General features: G+C 63.8%; 21 protein-coding genes and 1 pseudogene. 9 read left to right on the top strand and 13 right to left on the bottom strand.

The window, feature by feature from the left end; translation table 11 throughout:
• Position 1: 1 nt before the first annotated feature.
• The 8 genes and pseudogenes from pyrH to E8L03_RS09545 form a co-directional block, all read right to left on the bottom strand.
• Positions 2 to 721 (bottom strand): UMP kinase, encoded by a 720-nt coding sequence (gene pyrH / locus E8L03_RS09580; protein ID WP_171267220.1) that lies wholly within the window; start codon positions 719 to 721, stop codon positions 2 to 4.
• 79 nt (positions 722 to 800) lie between these two features.
• Positions 801 to 1,712, bottom strand: coding sequence for a translation elongation factor Ts (tsf, locus tag E8L03_RS09575; RefSeq protein WP_144233447.1), 912 nt, complete (start codon positions 1,710 to 1,712; stop codon positions 801 to 803).
• Positions 1,713 to 1,834: 122 nt separating this feature from the next.
• Positions 1,835 to 2,680 (bottom strand): annotated as a pseudogene (rpsB, locus tag E8L03_RS09570) (30S ribosomal protein S2); the annotation flags it as partial.
• Positions 2,681 to 2,845: 165 nt separating this feature from the next.
• Entirely contained in the window at positions 2,846 to 4,504 is a 1,659-nt protein-coding gene (locus E8L03_RS09565; RefSeq protein ID WP_171267219.1) for a ribonuclease J, read from the bottom strand.
• A complete protein-coding gene (locus E8L03_RS09560) occupies positions 4,501 to 5,244 on the bottom strand; it encodes a lysophospholipid acyltransferase family protein (protein ID WP_171267218.1) in 744 nt (247 codons plus the stop codon). The genes E8L03_RS09565 and E8L03_RS09560 overlap by 4 nt, the downstream gene beginning before the upstream one ends.
• A gap of 292 nt (positions 5,245 to 5,536) precedes the next feature.
• Positions 5,537 to 7,597: an elongation factor G gene (gene fusA / locus E8L03_RS09555; RefSeq protein WP_144233451.1), complete on the bottom strand. Its 2,061-nt coding sequence runs from the start codon at positions 7,595 to 7,597 to the stop codon at positions 5,537 to 5,539.
• Positions 7,598 to 8,272: 675 nt separating this feature from the next.
• Positions 8,273 to 9,247 (bottom strand): TraB/GumN family protein, encoded by a 975-nt coding sequence (locus tag E8L03_RS09550; protein ID WP_171267217.1) that lies wholly within the window; start codon positions 9,245 to 9,247, stop codon positions 8,273 to 8,275.
• A gap of 15 nt (positions 9,248 to 9,262) precedes the next feature.
• Positions 9,263 to 9,724 (bottom strand): cyclic nucleotide-binding domain-containing protein, encoded by a 462-nt coding sequence (locus E8L03_RS09545; protein ID WP_144233453.1) that lies wholly within the window; start codon positions 9,722 to 9,724, stop codon positions 9,263 to 9,265.
• A 365-nt stretch (positions 9,725 to 10,089) separates the two neighbouring features.
• On the opposite strand from E8L03_RS09545, the gene E8L03_RS09540 reads away from it, so the two are divergent.
• The gene (locus E8L03_RS09540; RefSeq protein WP_144233454.1) at positions 10,090 to 10,332 is read left to right on the top strand and encodes a hypothetical protein; all 243 of its coding nucleotides are present in this window, start codon (positions 10,090 to 10,092) and stop codon (positions 10,330 to 10,332) included.
• Between the two features lie 74 nt (positions 10,333 to 10,406).
• Here the strand turns inward: E8L03_RS09540 and E8L03_RS09535 are convergent, their stop codons facing one another.
• Positions 10,407 to 11,165: an SDR family NAD(P)-dependent oxidoreductase gene (locus E8L03_RS09535; RefSeq protein ID WP_171267216.1), complete on the bottom strand. Its 759-nt coding sequence runs from the start codon at positions 11,163 to 11,165 to the stop codon at positions 10,407 to 10,409.
• Positions 11,166 to 11,262: 97 nt separating this feature from the next.
• Here E8L03_RS09535 and E8L03_RS09530 point away from each other — a divergent pair, with 97 nt between their 5' ends.
• From E8L03_RS09530 to E8L03_RS09515, 4 genes are read left to right on the top strand one after another with little or no spacing between them, the layout of a single operon-like run.
• Positions 11,263 to 14,220, top strand: coding sequence for an insulinase family protein (locus E8L03_RS09530; protein WP_171267215.1), 2,958 nt, complete (start codon positions 11,263 to 11,265; stop codon positions 14,218 to 14,220).
• A 10-nt stretch (positions 14,221 to 14,230) separates the two neighbouring features.
• Positions 14,231 to 15,028 carry a DUF362 domain-containing protein gene (locus E8L03_RS09525; RefSeq protein ID WP_171267214.1) on the top strand — a complete coding sequence of 266 codons (798 nt, stop codon included), beginning with the start codon at positions 14,231 to 14,233 and terminating at the stop codon, positions 15,026 to 15,028.
• A gap of 44 nt (positions 15,029 to 15,072) precedes the next feature.
• On the top strand, positions 15,073 to 17,220 hold the full coding sequence (locus tag E8L03_RS09520; protein ID WP_171267213.1) for a M1 family metallopeptidase: 2,148 nt from the start codon (positions 15,073 to 15,075) through the stop codon (positions 17,218 to 17,220).
• Between the two features lie 2 nt (positions 17,221 to 17,222).
• Positions 17,223 to 18,083, top strand: a complete 861-nt coding sequence (locus E8L03_RS09515) for a ChaN family lipoprotein (protein WP_171267212.1) — start codon at positions 17,223 to 17,225, stop codon at positions 18,081 to 18,083.
• Between the two features lie 6 nt (positions 18,084 to 18,089).
• On the opposite strand, the gene E8L03_RS09510 is transcribed toward E8L03_RS09515, so the two are convergent.
• Entirely contained in the window at positions 18,090 to 18,677 is a 588-nt protein-coding gene (locus E8L03_RS09510) for a hypothetical protein (protein WP_171267211.1), read from the bottom strand.
• 192 nt (positions 18,678 to 18,869) lie between these two features.
• Here E8L03_RS09510 and E8L03_RS09505 point away from each other — a divergent pair, with 192 nt between their 5' ends.
• The 4 genes from E8L03_RS09505 (at position 18,870) to E8L03_RS09490 (ending at position 21,413) form a co-directional block, all read left to right on the top strand.
• Positions 18,870 to 19,562, top strand: coding sequence for an outer membrane beta-barrel protein (locus tag E8L03_RS09505; RefSeq protein ID WP_144233461.1), 693 nt, complete (start codon positions 18,870 to 18,872; stop codon positions 19,560 to 19,562).
• A 371-nt stretch (positions 19,563 to 19,933) separates the two neighbouring features.
• Positions 19,934 to 20,275, top strand: a complete 342-nt coding sequence (locus E8L03_RS09500) for a TraR/DksA family transcriptional regulator (protein ID WP_171267210.1) — start codon at positions 19,934 to 19,936, stop codon at positions 20,273 to 20,275.
• A 47-nt stretch (positions 20,276 to 20,322) separates the two neighbouring features.
• Entirely contained in the window at positions 20,323 to 20,511 is a 189-nt protein-coding gene (locus E8L03_RS09495) for a Nif11 family protein (protein ID WP_144233463.1), read from the top strand.
• A gap of 245 nt (positions 20,512 to 20,756) precedes the next feature.
• Entirely contained in the window at positions 20,757 to 21,413 is a 657-nt protein-coding gene (locus tag E8L03_RS09490; protein WP_171267209.1) for an NAD(P)/FAD-dependent oxidoreductase, read from the top strand.
• Between the two features lie 67 nt (positions 21,414 to 21,480).
• Here E8L03_RS09490 and E8L03_RS09485 read toward each other — a convergent pair whose 3' ends face one another.
• From E8L03_RS09485 to E8L03_RS09475, 3 genes are read right to left on the bottom strand one after another with little or no spacing between them, the layout of a single operon-like run.
• The gene (locus E8L03_RS09485; protein ID WP_171267208.1) at positions 21,481 to 22,428 is read right to left on the bottom strand and encodes an amidohydrolase family protein; all 948 of its coding nucleotides are present in this window, start codon (positions 22,426 to 22,428) and stop codon (positions 21,481 to 21,483) included.
• Positions 22,421 to 22,849 (bottom strand): acyl-CoA thioesterase, encoded by a 429-nt coding sequence (locus E8L03_RS09480; RefSeq protein ID WP_144233466.1) that lies wholly within the window; start codon positions 22,847 to 22,849, stop codon positions 22,421 to 22,423. The genes E8L03_RS09485 and E8L03_RS09480 overlap by 8 nt, the downstream gene beginning before the upstream one ends.
• Entirely contained in the window at positions 22,846 to 24,081 is a 1,236-nt protein-coding gene (locus E8L03_RS09475; RefSeq protein ID WP_144233467.1) for a cofactor-independent phosphoglycerate mutase, read from the bottom strand. Before E8L03_RS09475 ends, E8L03_RS09480 begins: the two co-directional genes overlap by 4 nt.
• Positions 24,082 to 24,085 lie beyond the last annotated feature (4 nt).

The raw sequence follows: 24,085 nt of genomic DNA, 5'->3' as shown, positions 1-24,085 counted from the left end.
CTCACTCTCCTTGGACCAGCGTGCCGACGTTTTCTCCATGGACGACACGCTTGATGTTTCCTTGCGTGAAGAGGTTGAATACGACGATGGGCAGGTTGTTGTCCATAGCGAGAGACAGGGCCGTGGCATCCATCACCCTGAGCTGGTCCTTGAGGGCGTCCATGTGGGTGAGGTTCTCGTAGCGCACGGCGTCGGGGTTCTTGACCGGGTCCTTGTCGTACACGCCGTCCACCTTGGTGCCCTTGAGGATCGCGTCGGCCTTGATCTCCATGGCGCGCAGCGCAGCGGCGGTGTCCGTGGTGAAGAAGGGGTTGCCCGTGCCGGCGGCAAAGATGACCACGCGGCTTTTTTCCAGATGGCGGATGGCCCGGCGGCGGATGTACGGCTCGGCCACCTCGCGCATGGTAATGGCGGAGAGCACGCGCGTCTCCAGGCCCTGCTTTTCCAGCGAGTCCTGCAGCGCCAGGGAGTTCATGGCCGTGGCGAGCATGCCCATGTAGTCGGCGTTGGCGCGGTCCATGCCCTGCTCGGAAGCGGCCATGCCGCGGAAGATGTTGCCCCCGCCGATGACCAGGGCTACCTCGACGCCTTCGGCCACGACCTCGGCGATCTCCTTGCTGATGGCGTTGACCGTTCCGGGATCGATGCCGAAGGAAAGATCGCCTGCCAGGGCCTCGCCAGAGAGCTTGAGCAGGATGCGCGAGTAACGGATTGAACCCATGTGTGTCCTCGTCCTGTAGGTTTCGAATTGGCTAAAAAAAACGGGCCGCTTGGCCCGTTTTCTCATGATATGCGGTTTCTTACTCCGCGTCCTCGCCGACTTGGAGTCGGGCGAAACGCCCGATCTCGATAGTGTCGTTGAGTGACTTGGAGACCTCCTTGATCAGCTGGGAGATAGACTTCTTGTCTTCCTTGATGAAGGGCTGATCGAGCAGGCAGATTTCCTTGAAGTACTTGTTGACGCGGCCTTCGACGATCTTCTCGACCACGTTCTCGGGCTTGCCTTCGCCCAGGGCCTGGTCGCGGTAGATGGCGCGCTCGCGGTCCAGCAGGTCCTGCGGAACCTCGGTGGAAGCGACGCAGACCGGGCTGGAGGCGGCGATCTGCATGGCGATGTCCTTGGCCAGGGCCTGGAACTCGGCGGACTCGGCGCTCTCGGCCTTGAGGGTTTTGAGCTCGACGATGACGCCGATCTTGCTGTTCATGTGCACGTAGCTGCCGATGGCGCCGTGGCCATCCAGCTCGATGCGGGCGTAGCGGCCGGCCTGCATGTTCTCGCCGAGCACGGCGATGAGGTCCTTGACCTTGTCGGCCACGGTCTTGCCGCCGCCGACTTCATGGTTCAGCCAGCACTCGTCGCAGGGGGAGTGCACAACGCCGTGGTCGGCGCCGCAGGCAGGCGCAGCAGCCGCCACGGACTCGGCCATGGCGGTCAGGGTTGCCTGGAACTGCTCGTTGCGGGCGACGAAGTCGGTCTCGCACAGAAGCTCCACAATGGCGGCGGACTTGTCGCCTTCCTGGGCCAGAGCGATGAGGCCCTCGCTGGTGGAGCGGCCGGCCTTCTTGGCGGCCTTGGACAGGCCCTTTTTGCGGAGTTCCTCGATGGCCTTCTGCTCGTCGCCGTCGGCCTCTACGAGAGCTTTTTTGCAGTCCATCATCCCGGCTCCGGTTTTCTCCCGGAGCTCCTTGACCATTTGAGCGGTAATAGCCATGGCTATGCCTTCTCCTCTTCTTGGGCTTATTCGGGTTTGGCGGTCTCGTCTGCGGCCTTGGCTGCGGGGGCGCTGGCCTCGGGGGTCTGGGAGGCTTCGGCGGCGGCCTCTGCCTTCTTCTCCTCGGCCTTGGTCTCGGATTCGGTCACGTTGGCAACCGCTTCCTCGGTTTTGGGCGCCGGGGTCTCAGCGGTGGAAGCGGAAGCTTCGGGCGCCGGGGCGGCCTTGGCGGCTGCAGCCTTTTCGGCAGCGGCCTCTTCCTTCTGTTTGGCGGCCTCGTCCTTGCGGCGGGCGGCGCCTTCCAGACAGGCGTCGGCAATGTGCGAGACAAAGAGCTTGATGGCGCGGATGGCGTCATCGTTGCCGGGAACGACGTAGTCGATCACGTCGGGATCGCAGTTGGTGTCGGTGACTGCCGCGATGGGGATGTTCAGCTTGCGGCATTCCTTGACGGCGATCTCCTCGCGCTTGGGGTCGATGATGAACGCCATGTCGGGCAGGCGTTCCATATTCTTGATGCCGCCCAGCACGGCGTTGAGCTTCTCGGCCTCGCGGGAGAAGGTCAGCGCTTCCTTCTTGGTGAAGCGGCTGATGGAGCCGTCCTCGAACATGGCCTCGATCTTCTTGAGGCGGTCGATGGACTGGCGGATGGTGGCGAAGTTGGTGAGCGTGCCGCCCATCCAACGGTTGGTCACGAAGAACTGATCCGCGCGAGCGGCTTCCTTCTCAACGGTTTCCTGTGCCTGGCGCTTGGTGCCGATGAAGATGACGCGGCCGCCGCGGGCCACGGTGTCCACAATGGCGTCGTGGGCGGTCTGGAACAGCTTCACAGTCTGCTGGAGGTCGACAATGTGGATGCCGTTGCGTGCGCCGAAGATGTAGGGGCGCATCTTGGGGTTCCAGCGACGGGTCTGGTGGCCGAAGTGGACACCCGTCTCAAGCAGCTGCTTCATGGAAACGTAAGCCATGGGTTATACTCCTTGGTTTGGGTTGCACCGCCACCCCGGCGAACGGTTCCTCCACCCGCGCGATGCGGGACCCGGGAGGGACGCCGGAGTGTGTGTGATTTAACAAAAGCAGAGTTCAATACAGAAATTGGACAGGCATTGCAACCCCTGTCCTGCACCTTTATATCAGATGACGACCACCAGTGGAACCACCACGGGGTCGCGCTCCAGTATCTTTCGGAAAAAGCGCCGCAGGGACGAGCGGATGCGCTCCTTCAGCTTGGTCTCCTCGCCCGGAGGAATGGCCTCGAAGATGTCCAGGACAATGCACTTGGCGTCGTCCAGCAGGTGGGAGTAGTGCTGCTCGAAGACAAAGCCCTTGGACTCCACGTTGGGGCCCACGAGGATCTCCCAGCCCTCGCCGTCCACCACCATAAAGACGATGACCAGACCTTCGCCGCCCAGAAGCTGGCGCTCCTTGATCACGGTGGCGCCCACATCGCCCACGCCCTTGCCGTCCACGTAGATCTTGTCCACGGGCGTGCTTTCCTCGAAGCGGATGCCGCCTTCCGGCTGGAAGGTGATGGGTTGGCCGTCCTCCAGGACCATGGTGCGCTCCCGCGCCACGCCGCAGGCCTGCGCCAGGCGCGAGTGCTTGACCAGATGGCGGTACTCGCCGTGTACGGGCACGAAGAACTTGGGCCGCACCGTCTCCAGCATCAGCCGCAGCTCTTCCTTGAAGGCGTGGCCCGAGGCGTGGATGGAGGCGATGCGCTCGTACAGCACCTCCGCGCCGAGCCTGTAGAGGTTGTTGATGACGCGGGTGATGGCGCGGACATTGCCCGGAATGAAGCGCGAGGAAAGGATGACCATGTCGCCCTTTTGGATCTTGAGCTGGCGATGCTCGCCGGAGGCGATGCGTGTGAGCGCGGACAGAGGCTCGCCCTGGGAGCCGGTGACCAGAAGCACGCACTCTTCGTCGGGCAGGTCCACGAGCTGGTCCATATCCACGTACACGCCCTCGGCAATGGAGAGAAAGCCCAGCCGCCGGGCGGTCTCGATGTTGGCCATGATGGAGCGGCCGCTCACCGCGACCTTGCGGCCGGTCTGCCAGGCGAGGTCGAAGACCTCCTGCATGCGCTGGATGTGGCTGGAGAAGAGGGTGATGATGATGCGGCCCTTGGCGTCCCTGAAGATCTCGGACAGGGCGGACATGATCTCGCGCTCGTTGGGGGCGTGGCCCTCGCGCTCCACGTTGGTGGAGTCGGAAAGCAGCAGCAGGGCGCCTTCGCGGGAGAACTCGCGGAAGGAGTCCAGGTCGGTGGAGTTGCCGTGCAGGGGGTTGGGGTCGATCTTGAAATCGCCGGTGTGCACCAGCCTGCCGGCCGGGGTCTCGATGCCCAGGCCGAAGCCCTGGATGATGGAGTGGCAGACCGGAAAGAAGTTCACGGCGATGTCGCCGAGCTCGATGCGGTCGCCGGCGGCCACCTCGCGCAGCTCCACAAAGCGGTCCAGGTTGTGCTCGCGCAGCTTGCCCTCCACCAGGGCGAGGGTGAAGGTGGAGCCGTAGACCGGCACATCCACGTAAGGCAGGAGCCAGGGCAGGGCGCCGATGTGGTCCTCGTGGCCGTGGGTGAGCACGATGCCGCGCAGCCTGTCTTTGTTCTCAAGGATATGGTCGAAACGCGGGATCACCACGTCGATGCCGAGCATGTAGTCGTCGGGAAACATCAGGCCGCAATCAACCACGATCATGTGGTCGTCGCTGGCCACGGTCATGCAGTTCATGCCGATCTCGCCCAGGCCTCCCAGGGGGGTAATCGTAACGGGGCTTGTCGAGCTCATGGTGTGGGGTCTCCGGTATGTTTGGAAGCGAGGTCCCGATATGCCCCGCTCATTATGTCATGCAGGTCGCTGCTCAACTGGTCGCGCTGCTTGAGGGTGTACGCTCCGGGGGAGATGGGCTCCAGCGCGCGGACAGTGACCCGGCGGTTCTTGCCGAGCATGAAGCCGTTGGCCGGCAGGATGCCGCCCGAGCCGTGGATGATCACCGGGGCGATGGGCGCGCCGGTCTTGATGGCCAGAATGGAGCCGCCTGTCTTGAACTCGCCCAGCCGGGACGTGTCGGTCTGGCGGGTGCCTTCGGGGAAGACAACGGGGCAGAAACCCTGCTGCGCGCGCTCGGCGGCTACGTTCATGGCCTTCATTGCCTCGCGGTTGTTGGCGCGGTCGATGGGCACGTGGCCGGCGGCCAGCATGGCCGGTCCCAGCAGCGGAATGCGGAACAGGCTCTTCTTGGCCACAAAGCTCAGGGGATAGCGGGCCAGCACGTAGAAGAGCAGGAAGATGTCGAACTGGCTCTGGTGGTTGGCGATAACGACCAGCGGCCCCTTCTCGGGCAGGGCGGCAAGATCGGCCTCCACGCGGACGCCCACGGTCCACAGGGTGAAGGCGCTCCAGTTGCGCTCCACCCACTTGCACACGGCGCGGCTCTTGAGCACGCCGCCGCAGATGGCGATGAAGGAGAAGACCATGGTGGACGGCACGAGGAGTGCGTAAAACCAGAGCGTTCGAATCAGGGTCATGGGTCAGGGGTGGGGAGCAGGCGGCGTTCGGGCGGCCGGATCGGGCAGGCTGCGCCGCGCGTCTCCATCGTGTTTTGTACGCCATAAGGCGTCATGACAATAACAGTGGCGGCCGGAATCGAGGTATGGCGAAGGCCGCCGGAGGCCGTGGCCGTGAGGGCAGTGGAGAAACGAACGTATTCCTACAGCATTCCGTGCCAAAAGGGAATGGCGTGCATTTGCCGGGAGTGAAAGAAAAAGCCGGCCGGGAAGGTCCCGGCCGGCGTGGATGCATGGTTTGAGGCGTTGGCGGTTATTCCTCGGCCGCCTTGCTCTCCTCGATGACCTTGTCGGCCACTGGCGGCGGCGCCTCCTCGTAGTGGTCGAACTCCATGGCGAAGGTGCCCTGGCCGCCGGTCATGGACCGCAGGTCCGGGGCGTAGCGCAGGATCTCGCTCATGGGCACGTGGGCCTTGATCTCGGTGATGCCGGTCTGGGAGTCGGAGCCGAGCACCTTGCCACGTCGGCTGGAGAGGTCGCCGATGACGTCGCCCATGTAGCTGTCCGGCACGGAGACCGTGACGAGCATGATGGGCTCCAGGAGCACGGGCTGGGCCGTCTCCATGGCTTTTTTGAAGGCCAGCGAGCCGGCCACCTTGAAGGCCATCTCCGAGGAGTCCACGGAGTGGTAGGAGCCGTCGTAGAGGGTGACCTTGAAGTCCACCACCGGGAAACCGGCCAGGTAGCCGCGCGCGGACGCTTCCTGGATGCCCTTGTCCACGGCCGGGATGTACTGCCGCGGAATGGCGCCTCCCACGATGGCGTCCTCGAAGGTGTAGCCTTCGCCACGGGAGGTGGGCTCCATGCGGATGAAGCAGTCGCCGAACTGGCCGCGTCCGCCGGACTGCTTCTTGTGCCGGCCCTGCACGTCAGCCTTGCCGCGGATGGTCTCGCGGTAGGGGACCTTGGGGGTCTTCAGCACGATGTCCACCTTGTAGCGGCGCTTGGCGCGCTCCACGGCGGTTTCGATGTGCAGCTGGCCCATGCCGGAGATGAGTACGTCGCTCGATTCCTCATCGCGGGAAAGGGAGAGGGTGATATCCTCCACCTGGAGCTTCTGCATGGCCTGGTAGACCTTGTCCTCGTCGCCCTTTTCCTTGGGCGCCAGGGCGTAGGTAATGAGCGGGGGCGTGACCGCCGGCGGCTCCAGCATGAAGGAGTCCTTCTCGGCCACGAGGGTGTCGCCCGTGCTGGTGACCTTGAGCTTGGACACGCCGACGATGGCGCCGGGGCCCGCGGCCTCCTTGCTTGGGGTGTGGGTCTTGCCGGTGATGTGGATGAGCTGGCCCACGCGTTCGGACTCGCCCTTGCGCGGGTTGCCGTACACGGTGTCGGCCGTCATATTGCCGGAAAGCACGCGGAAGAGAGTGACCTGGCCGGCAAAGGGGTCTGCCAGCGTCTTGAAGGCGAATGCCGCGACCTTCTCGTCTGGAGAAGAGGCGCGCTCGGAACCGTCAGCGCCGGTCCAGGGTGCGCGCTCCAGCGGGCTGGGCAGAAGGTCGGCGATGGCGTCCAGCAGGCGTTGGCCACCCTTGTTCTCCAGGGCGCTGCCGGCGATGACTGGTACGACCTCGCCGCTGAGCACGCCCTTGTGCAGACCCTTCTGGATGTTCTCCGGGGAGAGCCCGCCCTCCTCGAAGTAGATCTCCATGAGCTCTTCATCGCTCTCGGCGATGTTCTCGATGGTGGTCTCGCGCAGGGTCTGCGCCTCTTCGGCCATGTCCGCGGGGATGTCGCCCTTGGTCACGGCGCCGTCTTCTCCGAAGATCCAGGCGGTGTTGTCCAGGACGTCCACGATGCCGGAGAACTCCGACTGCGCGCCTATGGGCAGGCCCAGCATCACGGGCTTGATGCCCAGGATGGAGGTCAGGCCGTCCATGACGGTGTTGAAGTCGGCGCGGTCGCGGTCCATCTTGTTGATGAACACGATGGCGGGCAGGCCGGCTTCGCGGGCCTGGTCCCAGAACTTCTTGGCGAGGGGGCGGACGCCGTCAACAGCGTCCACGGTGAAGATCACGGCGTCGGCGGCCGTGAGCAGGTGGGCCATGTCGCCGACAAAGTTGTTGTCGCCAGGGACATCAACAAGGTAGTGGAGGCCGCCCTTCCATTCGAAGTTGGCAAAGCCCGGCTGAACGGAGCCGCCGCGCTTGGTCTCTTCGGGCTCGTAATCCAGGGAAGTGGAACCTTCCTCGATTCTGCCGAGCCTGTTGATGGACTTCGACTGGAAGAGCAGCATTTCGGCAAGGGACGTCTTGCCGGTTCCTCCTGTGCCGATCAGAGCATATGTTCTCTGAGTTTCCAAGGATTTGGCCATGTCCTCTCCCTTGTGCTGGTGTGATGTCGCGAAAACAGGGGGCGCGAACCGTCGCTGCTGAGCCCTGCTCGGAAATCGTCCCCCTGGAGCGATGATCGAACAGTCATAGGGATTGGCGAAGAAAGTTGTCAAGCCCTCGACGCTTTACTGCCTTCAAACGGTAACAGCATGAATATTCAACGCTTCACAATGATGGAAATTGGTGCGCAAGGGACGCAAACCCCCAGGTGGGGCGGGTTCGCAGAGGCGTGCCCCGCGCCGGGCACGCGGAATCAGGCGCGCGATTGGGAGGCTGAAATCTGTACGAGAGGCGCTGAGGCCGTGTGTATGGGAAAGGGACAATCCCTGCGCACATCGAAAGAGGCGGGATCACGTGGTATCAATAAGACAGTAACGCCAAATAGGAGGCGTGCGAGGATGACCTGGAACGAGGACGGTCCGGAACAAGAGTGCTCCGGACCGGGGGGGGAAGCAGGCTGCCACCTGCGCTGCTGGCCGAGGCGTCGCCCGACGACGGGTCAAGGGGGGCTTAGGCGGCATGACGCCGGGCGACGGAGCCTCGTCAGATGGAGTTTTCCATCTGACTGCCTTATACAAGAAGATGGAGGGAGAGACAACAAAAAATAACGAATATCCGATAACTACCCGGTCCGGTAAAGATCCAGGGCGTATCGATCAGCTCTCGGGGGCAGGCGCGTCGAGTCCACGGGAATCGAGCCGCCGGATGCGGACGCCGGCGTTTTGCAGCAAGGCCAGGATGCCCGTGTCTCCGGCCAGATGCGCCGCGCCGACCAGCACGAGGGTGTCGCCGCCGCGGTGCAGATAGTCCAGGACCTTTTTCGCCATGTGCGGATTGCGGCCTTCGAGGATGGCGTCGTAGAACGGTCCCAGCGCCGGGTCGGAGCCACGCTCCATGCGCACGTACTCGGCCAGGGTATCCAGGTCCCCGGCTTTCCAGGCATCGGCCATGGTGATGAAGTTCTCGCCAAGCTCTTCCACGCCGTGGTCCAGGATCATGGCCAGGTAGCTGGTCTGCTGCTCCAGCGGGATGGAGGCGAAGAGCTCGACCTGGAAGAGCATGCCCTCCAGCTCGCCCACGGGCAGGTCTTTCTCCAGTGCGCGTTCCAGAAAGTACGCCTCGATACCCAGGCCACGCTGGCCCTGCACCTTGGCCAGAGACTCCGTGAGCAGCATGAAGGCCACGGGCAGCGGTTGCAGCGAGCTGACGCGCTCCGGCGTGAGGCCGGGGCGTTGCATCCCGGCGAGCCGTTCCGTGAGCAACTGCCAGAGCTCCGGGCCGATGACCTCCGCCAGGGTGACGCCGTCGGGCAGCATGGAGAGCTTGCGCACCTTATTCCCCACGGTAGCCATGTCCACGGCCGCGATGTTCACTTCCACCACAAGGGTGTCGGCTTTGTCGAACGCCTCCTCGTACCCTGAGTCCAGCGGGTAGAGGTCCGGCGGGGCCTCGTGGATGGTGCCCAGCAAATGGACCGTGGCATTGCTCTCCGGGAGGGTAGCCTCCCAGAGCATGAGCGGGTGGCCGGCCGGCTCCTGGCCGATGGCCGGCGCAGGCCAGACGAGAACGGCGAGCAAGCAGAGGATGGGCGCGAGACGTCGTACCTCGGGGGATGAGGCGTGGCGGAGCACGGTGTATGTTCCCGACTACACGCGGGTGTAGACGAGCTTGCCCGTGGTCATGCGCAGCCGCTGGCTGATCATTCGGGCGATGTTCCGCAGCATTTTGATGCCGATGGGCGGGTACTGCTCCAGGATGCGCTCGAAGTTGTCCACCGAAAGCACCAGCAGGGTCACGTCGTCGCGCGCCGTGGCCGAGGCGGAGCGGGGCTCGTCGTCTACAAAGGCCATCTCGCCGAAGTGGGTGCGCGGGTTCAGGGTGACCACGATCTGCTCCAGGTCGTCCAGGCTTTCCTTGAGGATGTCCACCCGGCCATCCACGATAAAGGCCATGTAGCTCTGGCGTTCGCCTTGCTTGAAGATGTTCTGGCCCTTGTCGTAGTGGTGGATGGACATGAAGCGGGCGATGGCTTCCACTTCAGGCCGCGTGAAGTCCTTGCCCCACTTGGTCTCGTCGAACATGTTGGCGATATCTTTGATGGAATGCACAGCGGCTCTCCTTGAATCTCGGGTTCGTCCATACCCGGAAAATACACCTTCTCCGGTGAGCCCCACAATAGCACCACTCCCTGATTTCGCAAACTCTCAAAACTGGGGGGCGACTATGCCTCTAGTGTACCACGAGTAAAGTTTTGTGAGAGAGTCGTTTGGTCTAGCGGTGTCCCCGAGCTGGAGATAAGCTAGTTGTTGTTTGAAGTAGTAAAGCTATACAATAAGTTTTTTGCAACACCATCACCCCTAGTTGTGAAAATAAGACGTTGGGATAAAGAAGGTAGATTGGGAGGTAAAAAAAGAGGACCCCATTGGCATGATTGGCGTCACCCGCAAATACATCGATCCTACGAGGTAGTAGTATGAGAGCTGAGATAGAGGACTTTGGAACAGGATGGTATGAGATAAGTATTGGCATTAATAAAGAAGAAATACAAAGTTTAATTAATTATTTGAATGAGTTACAAAAAGACGACACCCAACATTTCCACTTGTCCAGTGATCTTTCTGGCGATGGCGTGGTGTGCGATATAGAAATATACGTCAACGAAGAAGGAGAAGATAACTTGTCCCTATCAGGTCTGGCTATTAAACCAACACGTTGAACTCTTGCCTTAGTTGTCCATAGCGGCCATCCAACTACATTACTCTAGTTGATTTAGAACGGCTTCGAGTAAACCTACACCGCCTCTCCGATCCGTATGGACCGGCCGTGCAGCCGGTCGGCCTGCTCTATGAACTTCAGGAGCCCCTGCGCCGACTCTTCGGGCTCGATGAGCCGGCCCTCGTCCTTCCAGCTCTGGAAGGTCTTGCGCAAGGTGTCCGCGGCCCCGCCCTCGGCGCTCCGCGCCTGTTGCTGCATGCGTGTTTCCACCACGCCGGGCCTGTAGGCAAAGGTGTAGACGCCGTCGCTTTCCGCCGCGAGCTGACGCATGAGGTGCTCCTCCGCTGCTTTGGCGATGCAGTAGGCGGCGATGCCGGGCTGGGCGATCTCTGCCGCGCCGGAGCCGAAGAACACGGCGATGCCGCGTTCGGCCCCGTAGTGGGCTGTGCCTTCCAGCACGGGCACGGCAAAGCGGACAAGCTGGTAGGCGGCGGTCAGGCTGGCGTCCAGCACCTCGCGGAAGGCGTGCTCCTCGATCTCGTTGAGCAGGGGGCCGGGGTGGAGCACGCCGGCGGCGTGGATAAAGCCGGCGAAGCTGCCCATGTCCCGCGCCTCGTCCACTAGCTTCTGGGCTATGGAGGCCGAGGCGGCGTTGCCCGCCACGATGCGCGCATCCGCCCCGGTGCAGCCCTCGGCCGTTTCGCGCAGCCTGTCTTCCCCGCGAGCGTTGAGGACCAGGCGCACCCCACGCTGGGACAGAGCATGCGCCACGGCGCGGCCGATGCCACGCGATGCGCCTGTGAGGATCACGGTTTTATTCGATGGTACACTCATGTATAGTCGCTCCTTCACAGTGACGCCCCCGCTTTGGGGGGCCTCCATTTTACCCCATGAATAAAGCATCTTCGACGATATCGTTATAGGAGGAATCATGTCCGGTGTCCACGTCCACGGTTTCGAACTCGTCCAGGAGCAGGAGCTGCCCGAGCTGCACTCTCGCGTCCGACTGTACCGCCATCTAAAGACCGGCGCCCGTTACCTCTCGCTGACCAACGACGACGAGAACAAGGTCTTCGGCGTCAGCTTCCGCACGCCGCCGTCGGACTCCACGGGCGTGGCTCACATCCTGGAGCACTCGGTGCTGTGCGGTTCGCGCAAGTACCCGGTCAAGGAGCCGTTCGTGGAGCTGCTCAAGGGCTCGATGAAGACATTCCTCAACGCCTTCACCTTTCCGGACAAGACCTGCTACCCCGTAGCCTCCACTAACCTGCGCGACTTCTACAACCTCATGGACGTCTACCTGGACGCCGTGTTCTTCCCCAGGCTGACGGAGGAGATCTTCAAGCAGGAGGGCTGGCACTTCGAGGCCGAGTCGGCAGAGGGGCCGCTTTCCTACAAGGGCGTGGTCTACAACGAAATGCGCGGGGCGTACTCCTCTCCCGACAGCCTGCTGCACGAGCACTCGCAGCACTCCATCTTTCCGGACATGACCTACGGGCTGGACTCCGGCGGCGATCCGCGCGTCATCCCACAGCTCACTTTCGAGCAGTTCATGGACTTCCACCGCACGTACTACCACCCCTCCAACGCGTGGTTCTACGCCTACGGCGACGATCCGGAGGAGGATCGCCTGGCCAAGGCGGCCGAGTACATCGAGGAGTTCCAGGCCATCGAGCCGGGCTCCGACGTGCCGCTGCAAGCGAAGTTCAGCGCGCCCAAGGAGATTACAGAGTACTACGCCGCGTCCGAGGACTCCGAATCCAAGGCCATGGTCACGGTCAACTGGCTGCTGCCCGAGACCTTCCCAGAGGGCGAGAAGGCCGGCGAGGTGAACCTGTCTTTCAACATGCTGGAGCACCTGCTCATCGGTCTGCCGGCTTCGCCCCTGCGCAAGGCGCTCATCGAGTCCGGCCTGGGCGACGACGTGGCCGGCGTGGGCCTGGAGGCCGACCTTCGGCAGATGTACTTCTCCACCGGCCTCAAGGGCGTGAAACCCGAGGACGGGGATGCGGTGCAGGCCGTCATCGAAGGCGTGTTCAAGGACATCGTGGAGAACGGCGCGCCCAGGAACGCCGTGGAGGCGGCCTTCAACTCCGTGGAGTTCGAGCTGCGCGAGCAGAACACCGGCAGCTTCCCCCGCGGGCTGTACATCATGGTGCGTACGCTTTCCGGTTGGCTGTACGACAAGGACCCGGTTGAGGCCATGGCCTTTGAGGACGACCTGGCCTCGCTCAGGAGGCGCATCGACAGCGGCGAGCGCGTGTTCGAGGACCTCATCCGCACGCACTTCCTGGAGAACCCCCACCGCACACGCGTTACGCTGCTGCCGGACGCCACCTTGGGTGAAAAACTCCAGACCGAGGATGCCGGCAAGCTGGAGGTCATACGGCAGAGCGTGGGCGCAGAGGGCATGGAGCGCATTGTAGAAGAAGCCAAGGAGCTGGAGCGGCTGCAGGGCACGCCGGACTCGGCCAAGGATCTGGCCACCATCCCTCGGCTGCAGCTTGAGGATCTGGACAAGGAAAATCGCACCATCCCCGTGACCGAGAAGTCCCACGCCGGCGCCAAAATTCTGGAGCACGCTCTGGATGCGCGCGGCATCGTCTATCTCGATCTGGGCTTCGATATGCTCTCCATCCCGGACGAGTACGCGCCGTTCATTCCGTTGTATGGCCGGGCTCTGCTGGAGATGGGCACGCAGCGCCGCGACTTCGTGGACCTGGGCATGCAGATCGCCTCGCGCACCGGCGGCATCGATCCCGGATTCTTCACCGCCACCATCCGCGGCACCGGCCGCCCCACGGCGTGGTTCCTGCTGCGCGGCAAGGCCACCCGGGACAAGGGCCACTACCTGGCCGACATCCTGGGTGAGGTGCTGACCGAGCCCAACTTCGACAACCAGAGCCGCTTCAAGCAGATTGTGCTGGAGGAAAAGGCGCGGCTGGAGCATCGCCTGGTGCCTGCCGGCCACATGATGGTGGCCAATCGGCTGATGGCGCGATTCAGCCAGGCCGGGCAGCTGGATGAGCGCATGTCCGGCGTGAGCCAGCTCTTCTTCCTGCGCGAGCTTGCGCAGAAGGTGGACAACGCCTGGGACGAGGTGCGCTGCAGTCTGGAGACCATCCACGCCAGCCTGGTGCGCCGCACCAACTGCCTGGCCAACGTCACGGCCGAGGAGGCAGGCCTGGCGGCCTTCGAGCTGCCGCTTACCTCCATGCTGGACGCCTTGTCCGACGAGAAGATGGCTGTCGAAGAAACGCTGCCGGAGTGGCTGCACGCCTTTGCCGCCAACGAGCTCGTGGTGCCGGATACTGAAGGGCTCTCCATTCCCGCGCAGGTGAACTACGTGGGCAAGGCCCTGGACCTGGCCGCCCTGGGCTACACCTTTCACGGCTCTGCCAGCGTGGCCGCCAAGTACCTGCGCAACGGCTTCCTCTGGGACCGTATCCGCGTGCAGGGCGGGGCGTACGGCGCGTTCACCATGCTGGATCGCATGCGCGGCGTGCTGGCGTTCTGCTCCTATCGCGACCCCAACCTGGAAAGGACGCTGGAGGTCTACGACGAGTCGGCGAAGCATCTGGCCGAGCTGGAGATGGACGAGGACGCGCGCTCCAAGGCGATTATCGGCTCCATCAGCGACCTCGACGCCTACATGTTGCCGGACGCCAAGGGCTACGCCTCCATGGCGCGGTACCTCACTGCCGATACCGATGCCCTGCGCCAGCGGATGCGCGAGGAAATACTCGCCACTACGGTGGAGGACATGCGGCGCTTCGGCCAGGTGGTGAACCAGGGCATGGCCCAGGCCAAGATCACCGTGCTGGGCGACAAAAACGCCATCGACGACTACTGCATGCGCCAGGGCGCGCAGGCCACCAAGCTGCTGTAGGAGGCCGGCCATGACAGTTGTACAGCAGGACGGACGCGTGGCCGCCGTGGAGAGCCGCGCCTTGAGCGATGATCCGGAAGCGTATGAGAATGCCGTGGCCGCGGCGCTGGGCGCCGTGGATGCGGCGGCCTTCTTTGCCGCGCAGGAGCGCGTGCTGCTCAAGCCCAACCTGGTGAACGACTCGCCTTTCCCTGTGACTACTCCCGTGGCCATGGTCCGCGCCGTGCTGCGCTATGCGCGGCAGGCAGGGGCCGGCGAGGTGGTGGTGGCCGAAGGCTGCGGCCAGGCCGGCATGGAGACAGGCGAGATATTCGCCCGGCTGGGGTACGAGGCCATGGCGCGCGAGGAGGACGTGCGACTCATCGACCTGAACCATGAGCCCTGCACCATGCTGACCGACGACTCCCGCACCGTGCATCGGACCATGGAGCTTCCCGAGATCGCCTTCACCCACGCCGTGGTCTCCCTGCCCGTGCTCAAGGCGCACTCGTTGTCCAAGGTTACCGGCAGTCTGAAGAACATGATGGGGCTGCTGCCGCCCACGCGGTACGGTGCTGGCGCTGGCGGGTACAAAAAGTCGCAATTCCACGGCCAGCTGCAGGAGTGCATAGCCGACCTCATCACCTATCGCAGTCCGGACCTGGCCGTGATGGACGGTACCGTGGGGCTACGCGACTACCACCTGGGCGGAGCGAGGTGCGATCCGCCGGTGGGCAAAATCCTCGCCTCCTTCGACGCCAAAGCGCTGGACCGCGAGGCCGCCGGCCTCCTGGGTCTGGACTGGCGCGCCATCGCCCACTTGCGCTGACTTTTCCGTTTCTGCCGAGTCCTCTTTCGAGTATATTGGAGGGTATGATTCGACTCATACCCTCCATGCGTGTCCGGCTCCTGGTATTGCCCCTCATCCTTTTCGTCGCGTTGCTGCTCGTTCCGGCGGTGGCTATCGAGGTGCGGGCGGAGGCGCCGTCCCATACGCTTGAAATTGCGCTCCGTCCCGACGAGGCGATGCTGACCGGCGTGGCCGATCTCGACGTCTCGCGCTATGCCGGGGCGCGGGCCACGGTGCTGCTGGCGCAGAAGGCCGCGATCTCGGTCATGCGGGTGGATGGTAACAACGCGCAGTACGAGCGCGACGGCCGCAGCCTCTCCGTGGACATCCCCAAGGGCGCGTCCTCCCTGTACATCGAGTACGCCTGCCGCTTTGACGATCCGGTGGAGGAGCAGCCCGCCTCCATGGACAACCCCGGCTTCGGCGTCATGGGCTCCATCACGGACAAGGGCGCCTTTCTGCTGCCCGGCAGCGACTGGTATCCCTGGCTACCGGAGCACGGCGCGCACTACGCGCTCACGGTCCGCGCACCGCTGGGCATGTACGCCGTGACCACAGGCGGCCTGATGGGCCATGCGGATCTGCAGGATGAGAGCCTCTCCCGCTGGGACGCATGGTCGCCGGAGGACCGCCTGCCTCTCGCTGCCGGCTGGTGGACCATGCGGCGCAACGACGACGGCCCGGTCCCGGTGCTCACGTATTTCACCCGGCAGAACGAGCCCTTGTCCGCGCGCTATCTGGAGGCCACCTCGCGGCACGTCGCCTTCTTCAGCAAGCTCCACGGCGCGTACCCCTTCCCGCAGTTTTCCGTGGTGGAGAACTACTTCCCCACCGGGTACGGCTTCCCCGGCTTCACTCTGCTGGGTGGCCGCGTGCTGGCGCTGCCGTTCATTCCGGAAACGAGCCTGCGGCATGAGGTGGCGCACTGCTGGTGGGGCAACGGCGTGCTTGTGGATTGGGAACGCGGCAACTGGTGCGAGGGTTTGACCACCTACGTGGCCGACTACCTGAGCAAGGAGCTCGAAAGCCAGGCGGCCGCGCTGGAGTATCGCATCAAGAACCTGCGGAACTACGCCCTGGTGGTGCCGCCGGATAAGGATTTCGCCCTGGATGCGTTCACCTCGCGCACCAGCCCGGCCACCCAGGCCGTGGGCTACGGCAAGGCCATGTATGTGTTCCACATGCTGCGCCGCCGCGTGGGGGACGAAGCGTTCTGGCAGACATTGCGGCAGTTCTACGCCGACCATCTGTTTCAGCTCACCTCGTGGTCGGACTTCCAGCAGGCTTTTGCCGCGCCGGAGCTTCTTGGGCCGGACGGGGCGGCGCGGTTCTTTGCCCAGTGGGTGGACCGGCCGGGTGCGGCCAGGCTCGCGCTGAGTGCAAAGAGCGCCAAGAGTGACGGAGGCTGGCGCGTGGAAACGGGCGTCTCACAGCAGAAACCGGGCTACGATCTGACCGTGCCCGTGGTGGTGGAGACGGCGGATGGGAAGACGAACGCGACCATCACCCTGCCTGCGGATGGTGACCGCGGCGAGGCCGTGCTTGAAACCAAAGCCGAGCCTCTGCGCGCGGAGGCCGATCCCGAGGCGAACATCTTCCGCCGTCTTGCGCCGGAGGAGGTGCCGGCCACGGTGAATCGGCTCAAGGGCTCGGAAAATCTCGTGGCGATCTTGGCCGAATCGCTGCCGCCGGAGGCCCGAAAGCTGGCCCAGTGGGTGCTTGTCTCCCTCAGCCAGGGCAGGGCCGTGATTCTGGCGGAGGACGAGGCGGTGCAGGACATGCAAAAGACCGCTGGAGAGGACGTGCTCTTTTTCGGCATGCCTGAGTCCCCGGAGCTCCGGGCGCTCATTTCGCAGACCCATGCCGGGGCCGTGTACCTGATGGGCGAGGGCCTGCCCGGCGCGGCCGTACCGGCCGAGGCGGACACTGTGTTCTTCGTGGACAAGCGCGATGGAGCCGACAACGCAACGGTAAACGCAGCCGGCGAGCTGCCCGTCACGGCAATGCTCGCAGCCGGCGGCGAGCTCATTCCGGACGCCTTCACCACGGCGGCGCGGAAGATCACCCACTACGGCACATACAGCTACCTCGTATTCGCGGGCGGCGATAATCTGGGCAAGGGCGTCTGGCCGGTACGCATATCGCCCATGACCGTCCAACTGAAGGAGTGATCATGCGACGGCTGATCGTATGCCTTTTCACGCTGGTTGCGACGTTCGTTCTGGCGGGCGCCGCGCTGGCCCAGGATATCGACGATTGGGACTTCTCGCTGTGGGATGTGGCGAACGGTCGCGAGCTCTCCATCGAGGCGGCCGTGCCCGATCTTGCCAAGGCGGAGTTCGTGTACGTGGGCGAGGTGCACGACGAGTACGCTACCCACCTGGCTCAGCTTGCCGTTATCCGCGCGCTCCGGGAGGCCGGCCACGAGGTGGTGGTGGGGCTGGAGATGTTCGAGCGGCGGGACCAGGAGACGCTGGACCGCTGGCTGGCCGGGAAACTGCCGGAACGCGAGTTCATAGAGGCATTCCGCCGCAACTGGGGCCGGCTGTGGCCGCAGTACCGGGACATCTTTCTCTACTGCCGGGAGAACGGCGTGCCCATGGCCGGGCTGAACGTACCGCGCAGCGTGACGCGCAAGGTGGCCAGCCAGGGCTTCGAGTCCCTGACCGAAGAGGAGCGGGGCATGCTGCCGCCCATCGCCTGCGACGTGAGCCCGGCGTATGCAGAGTTCCTGCACCGCATCACCGGCGCGCATGGCCACGGCGAAGCGGAGTTCCAGAAGTTCTGCGAGGCCCAGCTTGTGTGGGATACGGCCATGGCCGTGCACGCCCTGGACGACATGAAGGAGTATCCGGGCGCGATCATGGTGGTGCTTGCAGGCTCCGTGCATGCCTGGAAGGCGGCCATGCCCGCGCAGATGCGCAAGCAGGACCCGGACGTGACGCAACGTATCATCCTGCCGCAAGAGAAGGGGCGGCTGGACAAGGATGCGGTCACAACGGCCGACTGCGACTATCTGATGCTCAATCTGTAGGGCGGATCAGCGATTCAGGCAGATGGTCTCGTCGAGCTCCGCGATATCGATGGGCGCCTGATACGTCTTGATCCAGACATCCCAGCGGAGCTTTGCAACCAGGCCGTTGCAGTAGAGTGCTTTTGATTTGAGACGGCCCACGGCCTGCGGGTCGCGCTGGCCCTCGATCATGTTGCGGGAGACGCGGCTGACCCCCTCCATGGCGTCGATGCGCTGCTGCACGCCGGGCGGGATGACCAGGTGCGGAGCCTTGGACGGGATGTAGTTTTTGAAGGGGACGAGCCGGACCGAGAGGGCGGAGGTGTAATCCTCCTGGCGGATGAGGGCGGCGATCTTCTGCAGCTCGTCCGTGCCGCGTTTGTACACGCGGTGGAACTCGTCCACGTTTGTGCCGGCGGGCATGGGCCTGGTCTGGATGCTCTCGTCCGTGACGATGAGCCCGGGCTTTTCGTGGGGCGTACGCCGGCTGTCGAGGATGAGCACGCCTTCCTCATCTTCCCACATGTTGATCTGGGCGCGGGCCGGCAGGACGAAACTGGTCAGAATCAGCAGGGCGAGAAGAACGGGCAGGAGCCGCAGCATGGCGCGCGACAAGGAAGCATCATTGAGAAAAGAATCAGCTTTGTAGGGCACTTCATTAAAATAACCCAGCTTGGGACGATAGGCAACACGAGTCTGGACAAGGGGCTCGGAAGGCAATATGGTGCCGTGTGGTATGACACGCAGATACGCAATCCAAATGACAAGGGAAGGGTGATGGTGGTGTTCCGTCGAAGCGCGGCAGTAATGATCGCGACGGCAATTCTGCTGGCAGGGCTTCTTGCGCCCGGCCAGGCGCTTGCCGAGAAGAAGTATCATATTTCGAACGATCTCGAAGCCTCGGCAAGTGTCGGCGGCGTCTGGGTCTTCCATGATGATGTGGACGCCTACATGACGTACGGCGTCACGCTCGACTACTTCATCAACGAGTTCTGGAGCGTGGAGGCGGAGTTCCTGGCGTACGAGTTCTTCATGAACGCGGATCTCGACAGCGACCAGAAGAACTTCTTCAGGAATTACGAGGTCATCCCCTCTGCGTACGTCACACAGCTCCTCGCGTCCATGGGCTACACAGCCTCGCAGCAGGACGTCGCCGCCGAGTACATCGAAGCGGTCAATCGCTCGGCCATGCCGGTTCCTACCCGCGATGAGAATATCTCCGGTTACGGCTTCACTGTCGGGCCGCGGTTCAACTTCTTCCCCACGGAGATGGGGGGGCTGTTCCTCGCCATGGGCGTGGGCGCCGCCGTGACAGACGAGGAAGTGCCCTACAGCGGCAACACGAATTTCTTCTCCTTCAAGACGGAGATCGGCCAGGACCTGCGGGTCACCGACAACTTCTCGTTCCTCATCCGTATGGGCTTCCGGCACCTGGGCGGGTTCAACCCCCAACAGCTGGACGGCGTGGGCGGCTCCGTGGGCGTCGGCTACACCTTCTAATTGTCCGCGTACACAGCGCTTTTTCAAGGCCCGGTTCTTTGCCGGGCCTTTTTCTTAGGTGGGCCCGAGTCAACTCCCGTTTTCTCGGCCCTTCGTTTTTTCGACCCCACGTTGACGCGGGCGTGCAGGCCATTGTCCCGGCGTCCAGCGTTCTGACCGTCTGTCTCTGGGCTCATGCCGCGTCTTCTGCGCGTATCGTTTGAATCCGGTGTGATTCTTTTGCCGAAGTATGGTAGAAGAAAGTAGGGGCGAGTGCTGCCTTCGGTGCAATACCCGAGGTTTCCCCGGCCACGTCATTGGTGTCTTTGGTGCGGAGCCTCTATTCTGTGCAGGTGACACTAGGTGAAGCCAGCTACAGCAAGGAGTACGTCTTGGTTACACAAAGTATTATTCATACCATCAAGGAGCGCTTCAAAGAGGTGCGCCAGGATGAGCAGCGGTTGCACGCCTTGCGCAACGCACTGCAGGATAAGCTCACGGAGCCGGCGGAACGCGGCCAGAAGGAACAGGAACTCTCGCAGATCGACAGGGAGATCGAGAGCCTGGAGGAAGAGAGCGGCAATATCCGCAAGGCGCTGGCCCGCGTGGATTCCGGGAACTTCGGCGTCTGCTCCTCCTGTGGCAGGCTTATAGAGCCCAGGCGGCTGGAGGCCATGCCGTGGACCGAGCTGTGCATCGTCTGCGCGCGGCAGCAGGAGGCGCAGGCCACGTGATCCGGCCGGGCCGCTGGGCCCGGCAAACCGAGTGAAGGAGTGAAAGCATGAGTCAGAATGAACTCGAGCGTTTCCTGGTCGATCTCGGCAACTACCCGCATCTGCAGAGGGAGCTGGTGGACGCCGGCGCCGACGCCTTCCATCTGGCGCGGATCGCTGAAGAGAACGGCTACGACCTGAGCGAGGACGAGATATCGGAGCTGCAGCAGCGCTCCCGCGATGAGGAAGGGCAGTAGTCAGGCGCGGGGCGAGGGCTCGTACAAGAGTGCCGCGGCGGAAGGCGGCGTGATGCTGTGCGTCTGGAAGAAGGCGGCGTTGCGGCAGGATATCGCATGCCTCGCCGTGTTCCCCCATTCAGAAAATCTCCGGAATTGATCTATGGCAAGGCAACGGATCGCATTGTGCGGCATGCACCGGGTGGTGTACATGCAACGGGCCGTGCAGCGGCGCGGCCCACACGATACGACACCAAGGAGGAACCGTGAGCGATCCGAAGGCAGGCGCCATCCTGCAGCGAGACAAGACCACCTACGCCATCAAACCCCGCACGCCCCTGGGCGTGATCGACCCTGATACACTGGAGCGCATCGCCCACGTGGTGCGCGAGTACAAGATACCCGCGGTCAAGATCACTTCGGCGCAGCGGCTCATGCTTCTCGGCATCCGCGAGGAGGACCTGGGCCCCATCAAGGAAGCGCTGGGCCCGGTTGGCGAGCTGTGCAAGAACTACGTGCAGGCCTGCCCGGGCACGGACTGGTGCAGCTTCGGCATGATGGACGCCATGGGCATGGGCGCGCGCCTGGACAGGCTGGTCTTTGGCCGCGCCTTCCCGGCCAAGGTCAAGGTCGGGGTCTCGGGCTGCAACTTCAACTGCGGCGAGAGCCGCTACCGCGACGTGGGCCTGGTGGGCGGTCCCCACGGCTGGACCGTACTCGTGGGCGGCAACGGCGGCAGGCGGCCGCGACTGGGCGATGTCCTGGTCAAAGGCCTGAATGACGACGAGGCCGAGGGCATGGTGGCCGCGTTCCTGGATCTCTACGCCAGCGAAGCATCGGTGAAGCACCGCACCGCCCTGTTCGTGCAGAAGCGCAGCATCGAGTCGATCCGCGAAGCCCTGGGCGTGCCCGCAATTGATTAGCCGCCGGAAGCCATCCAAATGATAAGGAAGCGGCCGCCGCCTGGAGAGGGTGACGGCCGCTGTTCTATTATATGGACCGGTCGGGGGATGTGTCGTGCCGGGTAGGATCTGGCGAAAAGGCAGGTTGCTGCTCCGGCTTATGTCCGGCGTGCGCCGGCAGCAGCCTGGAGCCGTTGGCCAGTATCTCCGAGATCTCGGCGTCCGTCAGCCCCAGCCGGGAGCGCAGCAAGCCTATCTCCGTCTTGGGGTCTTGCAGGGGCCAGTCGCTGCCAAAGAGGATGTACTCGCGCGGATGGCGCTCGAAAATGGCCTCCAGCGTGGGCTGGTCGATGTAGGAAAGTGAGCTGGAGGTGTCGATGTACACATTGCGGCCCAGGATGGTCTCCAGCACCCACTGCCAGTGGAGATAGCCGCCCAGATGCGCGGCGATGATCTTGGCCTGGGGCAGGGCCTCGTGGATGGCCAGCAGCTTGTACGGGCAGGAGGGATTCTCGGCCGGGGGCAGCCTGTCGCCCACGTGGATCATGTACACGAACCGGTCGGCCGCTGCCTCCAAGATGGTGAAGAGCTGCGGATCATCCAGCCGGAAGCCCTGGAAGTCGGGGTGGATCTTCAGGCCGCGGATGCCGGCGCGCTCCAGGCGGTCCAGCTCGGACTCCCACTTTTCGAACTCCGGATGCACGGTGCCAAAGGGCTCGATCCGGCCAGTGTCCTTCTTGAGCAGCTCCAGCGCCCAGTTGTTGGCGGGGATAACCTGCGCCGGGGTGGTGGCCGCGCTGTGCACCATCATGCGGCCTATGCCGGCCGCTGTCTCCACCTGCAGCAAATCCTCCAGCAGGCCGGAGCCCACGGGCTGGATGCGGTAGTGGCCCTCCAGTTGTTTCAGGACTTTGTGTGCAATCTTGGGGTGGAAGGAGTGGGTGTGGACGTCGATGTAGCCGTTCCCCGGAGCGGCGGTTGCAGCGGTCTGGGCGGACGCCGATGGGGAGCCGGCGTCGCGCGGTTCGTCAATCATTTTGGAACATCTCCTTGAGCCATTCCGGGACCCGGATGAGCTTGAAGTCCGGGCCGACGCAGGCGTGCTGAGTGTGGCCCGTGGTGAGCAGCTCTGTCCTGTCCTCGTTCCACACCTCATAGATGAAGGTCATTGCAACGCGGGACCACTCGTTGATGCCCGCGCGAATCCAGATAAGATCGTCATAGCGCGACGGGTGGCGGTAGCGGCAGCACGCCTCGCGCACGGGCAGGAGCACGCCTTTTTCCTCCACCCCGGCGTAGCTCATGCCGCGCTCGCGGATGAAGGCGCTGCGCGCCCGCTCGAAAAAGTGAAGATACTCGCCGTAGTAGGCCAGGCCCATGGTGTCTGTCTCGCCGTAGGAGACGCGGTGCGGATACCAGCACTCGGGCTTTGGAAAGGTATCCTTCTCATTGCTCATTTTTTCTTCTCCCGCAGGCCGGATTCGGTCAGGGCCCAGCCTATGAGCTCAAAGCCGGGGTCGATCATCAGGCCCGTAGAGGCGGCGGCCGCTTCGGAGTACTCGGCCACGCCGGATGGATTTTCGCAGCCCTTCCAGGCCAGGACGAACGGAATGGGGTCCTTGGTGTGCGTGCGCTCGGCAATGGGCGTGAAGTGGTCGCAGCCCAGGAGGAACGCGGCGTTGCTCTCCCACAGCGCGTCCATCAGCGGTCCTACGATGCGTTTGTCGAAGCGCTCGATGGACTCCACCTTTTCCGAAGCTACGCCGCCGTGGCCGCACTCGTCCGGCGCTTCCACATGCAGGAACACGAGCTCGCCGCCGCCGTTGATGAAGTCGAGGGCGGCCTGGACCTTGCCCTCGTAGTTGGTGTCCAGCAGACCGGTGGCGCCTTCGATGTCCATTACCCGCATGCCGGCCGCGCGGCCCAGGCCCTTGACCAGGTCCACGGCCGAGATCACCGCGCCGCGCATGCCGTAGGTCTGCACGAAGGGCGGCAGGATGAGCGGGCGGCCCTGCCCCCACGGCCACAGGGCGTTGGCCTTGGTGGGGTTGTCCGGGGAGGCCAGAATCTCCGCCGCCTTCTTGAGCACGGCGTGCAGCTCGGGGTACTCCTCGAACTCCGTGATGTCGTTGACGATGGGCTGGTCCAGGATGTCGTGGGGCGGGTTGGTGAAGAGGTCGGACAAGGGGCCGTCGGCCGCGTCCCTGGCAACCAGCAGGTGGCGGTACTGGACGCCGGGGTAGAACTCGAAGTCGTCGCCCATGAGATCGGCCAGCTCGGTGGAGAGCTTCTCCAGCAGGGCCGTGGCGTCCTCGGTCTTGATGTGGCCGGAGGAGTAGTCGCGCATCACGCCGTCGGCCGAGAACTCCGAGACCGTGACCAGGTTGAGCCGGAACACGAGGTCGTTCTCGCCGAGCTCCAGGCCCTGGGCGGCGGCCTCGATGGGGCCGCGGCCGGTGTGGTGTACGATGGGATCGAAGCCCATCAGGGCCATGTTGGCCACGTCGGAGCCAGGAGGCATGGTGTCCGGCACGGTGCGGCACAGGCCGGTCAGGCCAAGGCCGGCCAAGCGGTCCATATTGGGGGTGTGGGCTGCCTGGAGCGCCGTCTTGCCGCCGAGCTCGTCCATGGGCCAGTCGCCCATGCCGTCGCCTACGAGAAACAGAAACGTGCGGGAAGCATCGGACATCATT

Source organism: Oceanidesulfovibrio marinus (assembly GCF_013085545.1).
Lineage (GTDB): Bacteria > Desulfobacterota > Desulfovibrionia > Desulfovibrionales > Desulfovibrionaceae > Oceanidesulfovibrio > Oceanidesulfovibrio marinus.
Note: the sequence above shows the minus strand (reverse complement) of the source record. Positions and strands in the feature narration are given on the sequence as shown.

Coding starts and splice junctions, on each gene's coding strand:
- E8L03_RS09475 (WP_144233467.1), bottom strand. CDS start 24,081: ATGTCCGATGCTTCCCGCACGTTTCTGTTTCTCGTAGGCGACGGCATG.
- E8L03_RS09560 (WP_171267218.1), bottom strand. CDS start 5,244: ATGACCCTGATTCGAACGCTCTGGTTTTACGCACTCCTCGTGCCGTCC.
- E8L03_RS09485 (WP_171267208.1), bottom strand. CDS start 22,428: ATGATTGACGAACCGCGCGACGCCGGCTCCCCATCGGCGTCCGCCCAG.
- E8L03_RS09535 (WP_171267216.1), bottom strand. CDS start 11,165: ATGAGTGTACCATCGAATAAAACCGTGATCCTCACAGGCGCATCGCGT.
- E8L03_RS09530 (WP_171267215.1), top strand. CDS start 11,263: ATGTCCGGTGTCCACGTCCACGGTTTCGAACTCGTCCAGGAGCAGGAG.
- E8L03_RS09515 (WP_171267212.1), top strand. CDS start 17,223: ATGCGACGGCTGATCGTATGCCTTTTCACGCTGGTTGCGACGTTCGTT.
- E8L03_RS09540 (WP_144233454.1), top strand. CDS start 10,090: ATGAGAGCTGAGATAGAGGACTTTGGAACAGGATGGTATGAGATAAGT.
- fusA (WP_144233451.1), bottom strand. CDS start 7,597: ATGGCCAAATCCTTGGAAACTCAGAGAACATATGCTCTGATCGGCACA.
- E8L03_RS09495 (WP_144233463.1), top strand. CDS start 20,323: ATGAGTCAGAATGAACTCGAGCGTTTCCTGGTCGATCTCGGCAACTAC.
- E8L03_RS09565 (WP_171267219.1), bottom strand. CDS start 4,504: ATGAGCTCGACAAGCCCCGTTACGATTACCCCCCTGGGAGGCCTGGGC.
- E8L03_RS09525 (WP_171267214.1), top strand. CDS start 14,231: ATGACAGTTGTACAGCAGGACGGACGCGTGGCCGCCGTGGAGAGCCGC.
- E8L03_RS09505 (WP_144233461.1), top strand. CDS start 18,870: ATGATCGCGACGGCAATTCTGCTGGCAGGGCTTCTTGCGCCCGGCCAG.
- E8L03_RS09480 (WP_144233466.1), bottom strand. CDS start 22,849: ATGAGCAATGAGAAGGATACCTTTCCAAAGCCCGAGTGCTGGTATCCG.
- tsf (WP_144233447.1), bottom strand. CDS start 1,712: ATGGCTATTACCGCTCAAATGGTCAAGGAGCTCCGGGAGAAAACCGGA.
- pyrH (WP_171267220.1), bottom strand. CDS start 721: ATGGGTTCAATCCGTTACTCGCGCATCCTGCTCAAGCTCTCTGGCGAG.
- E8L03_RS09520 (WP_171267213.1), top strand. CDS start 15,073: ATGATTCGACTCATACCCTCCATGCGTGTCCGGCTCCTGGTATTGCCC.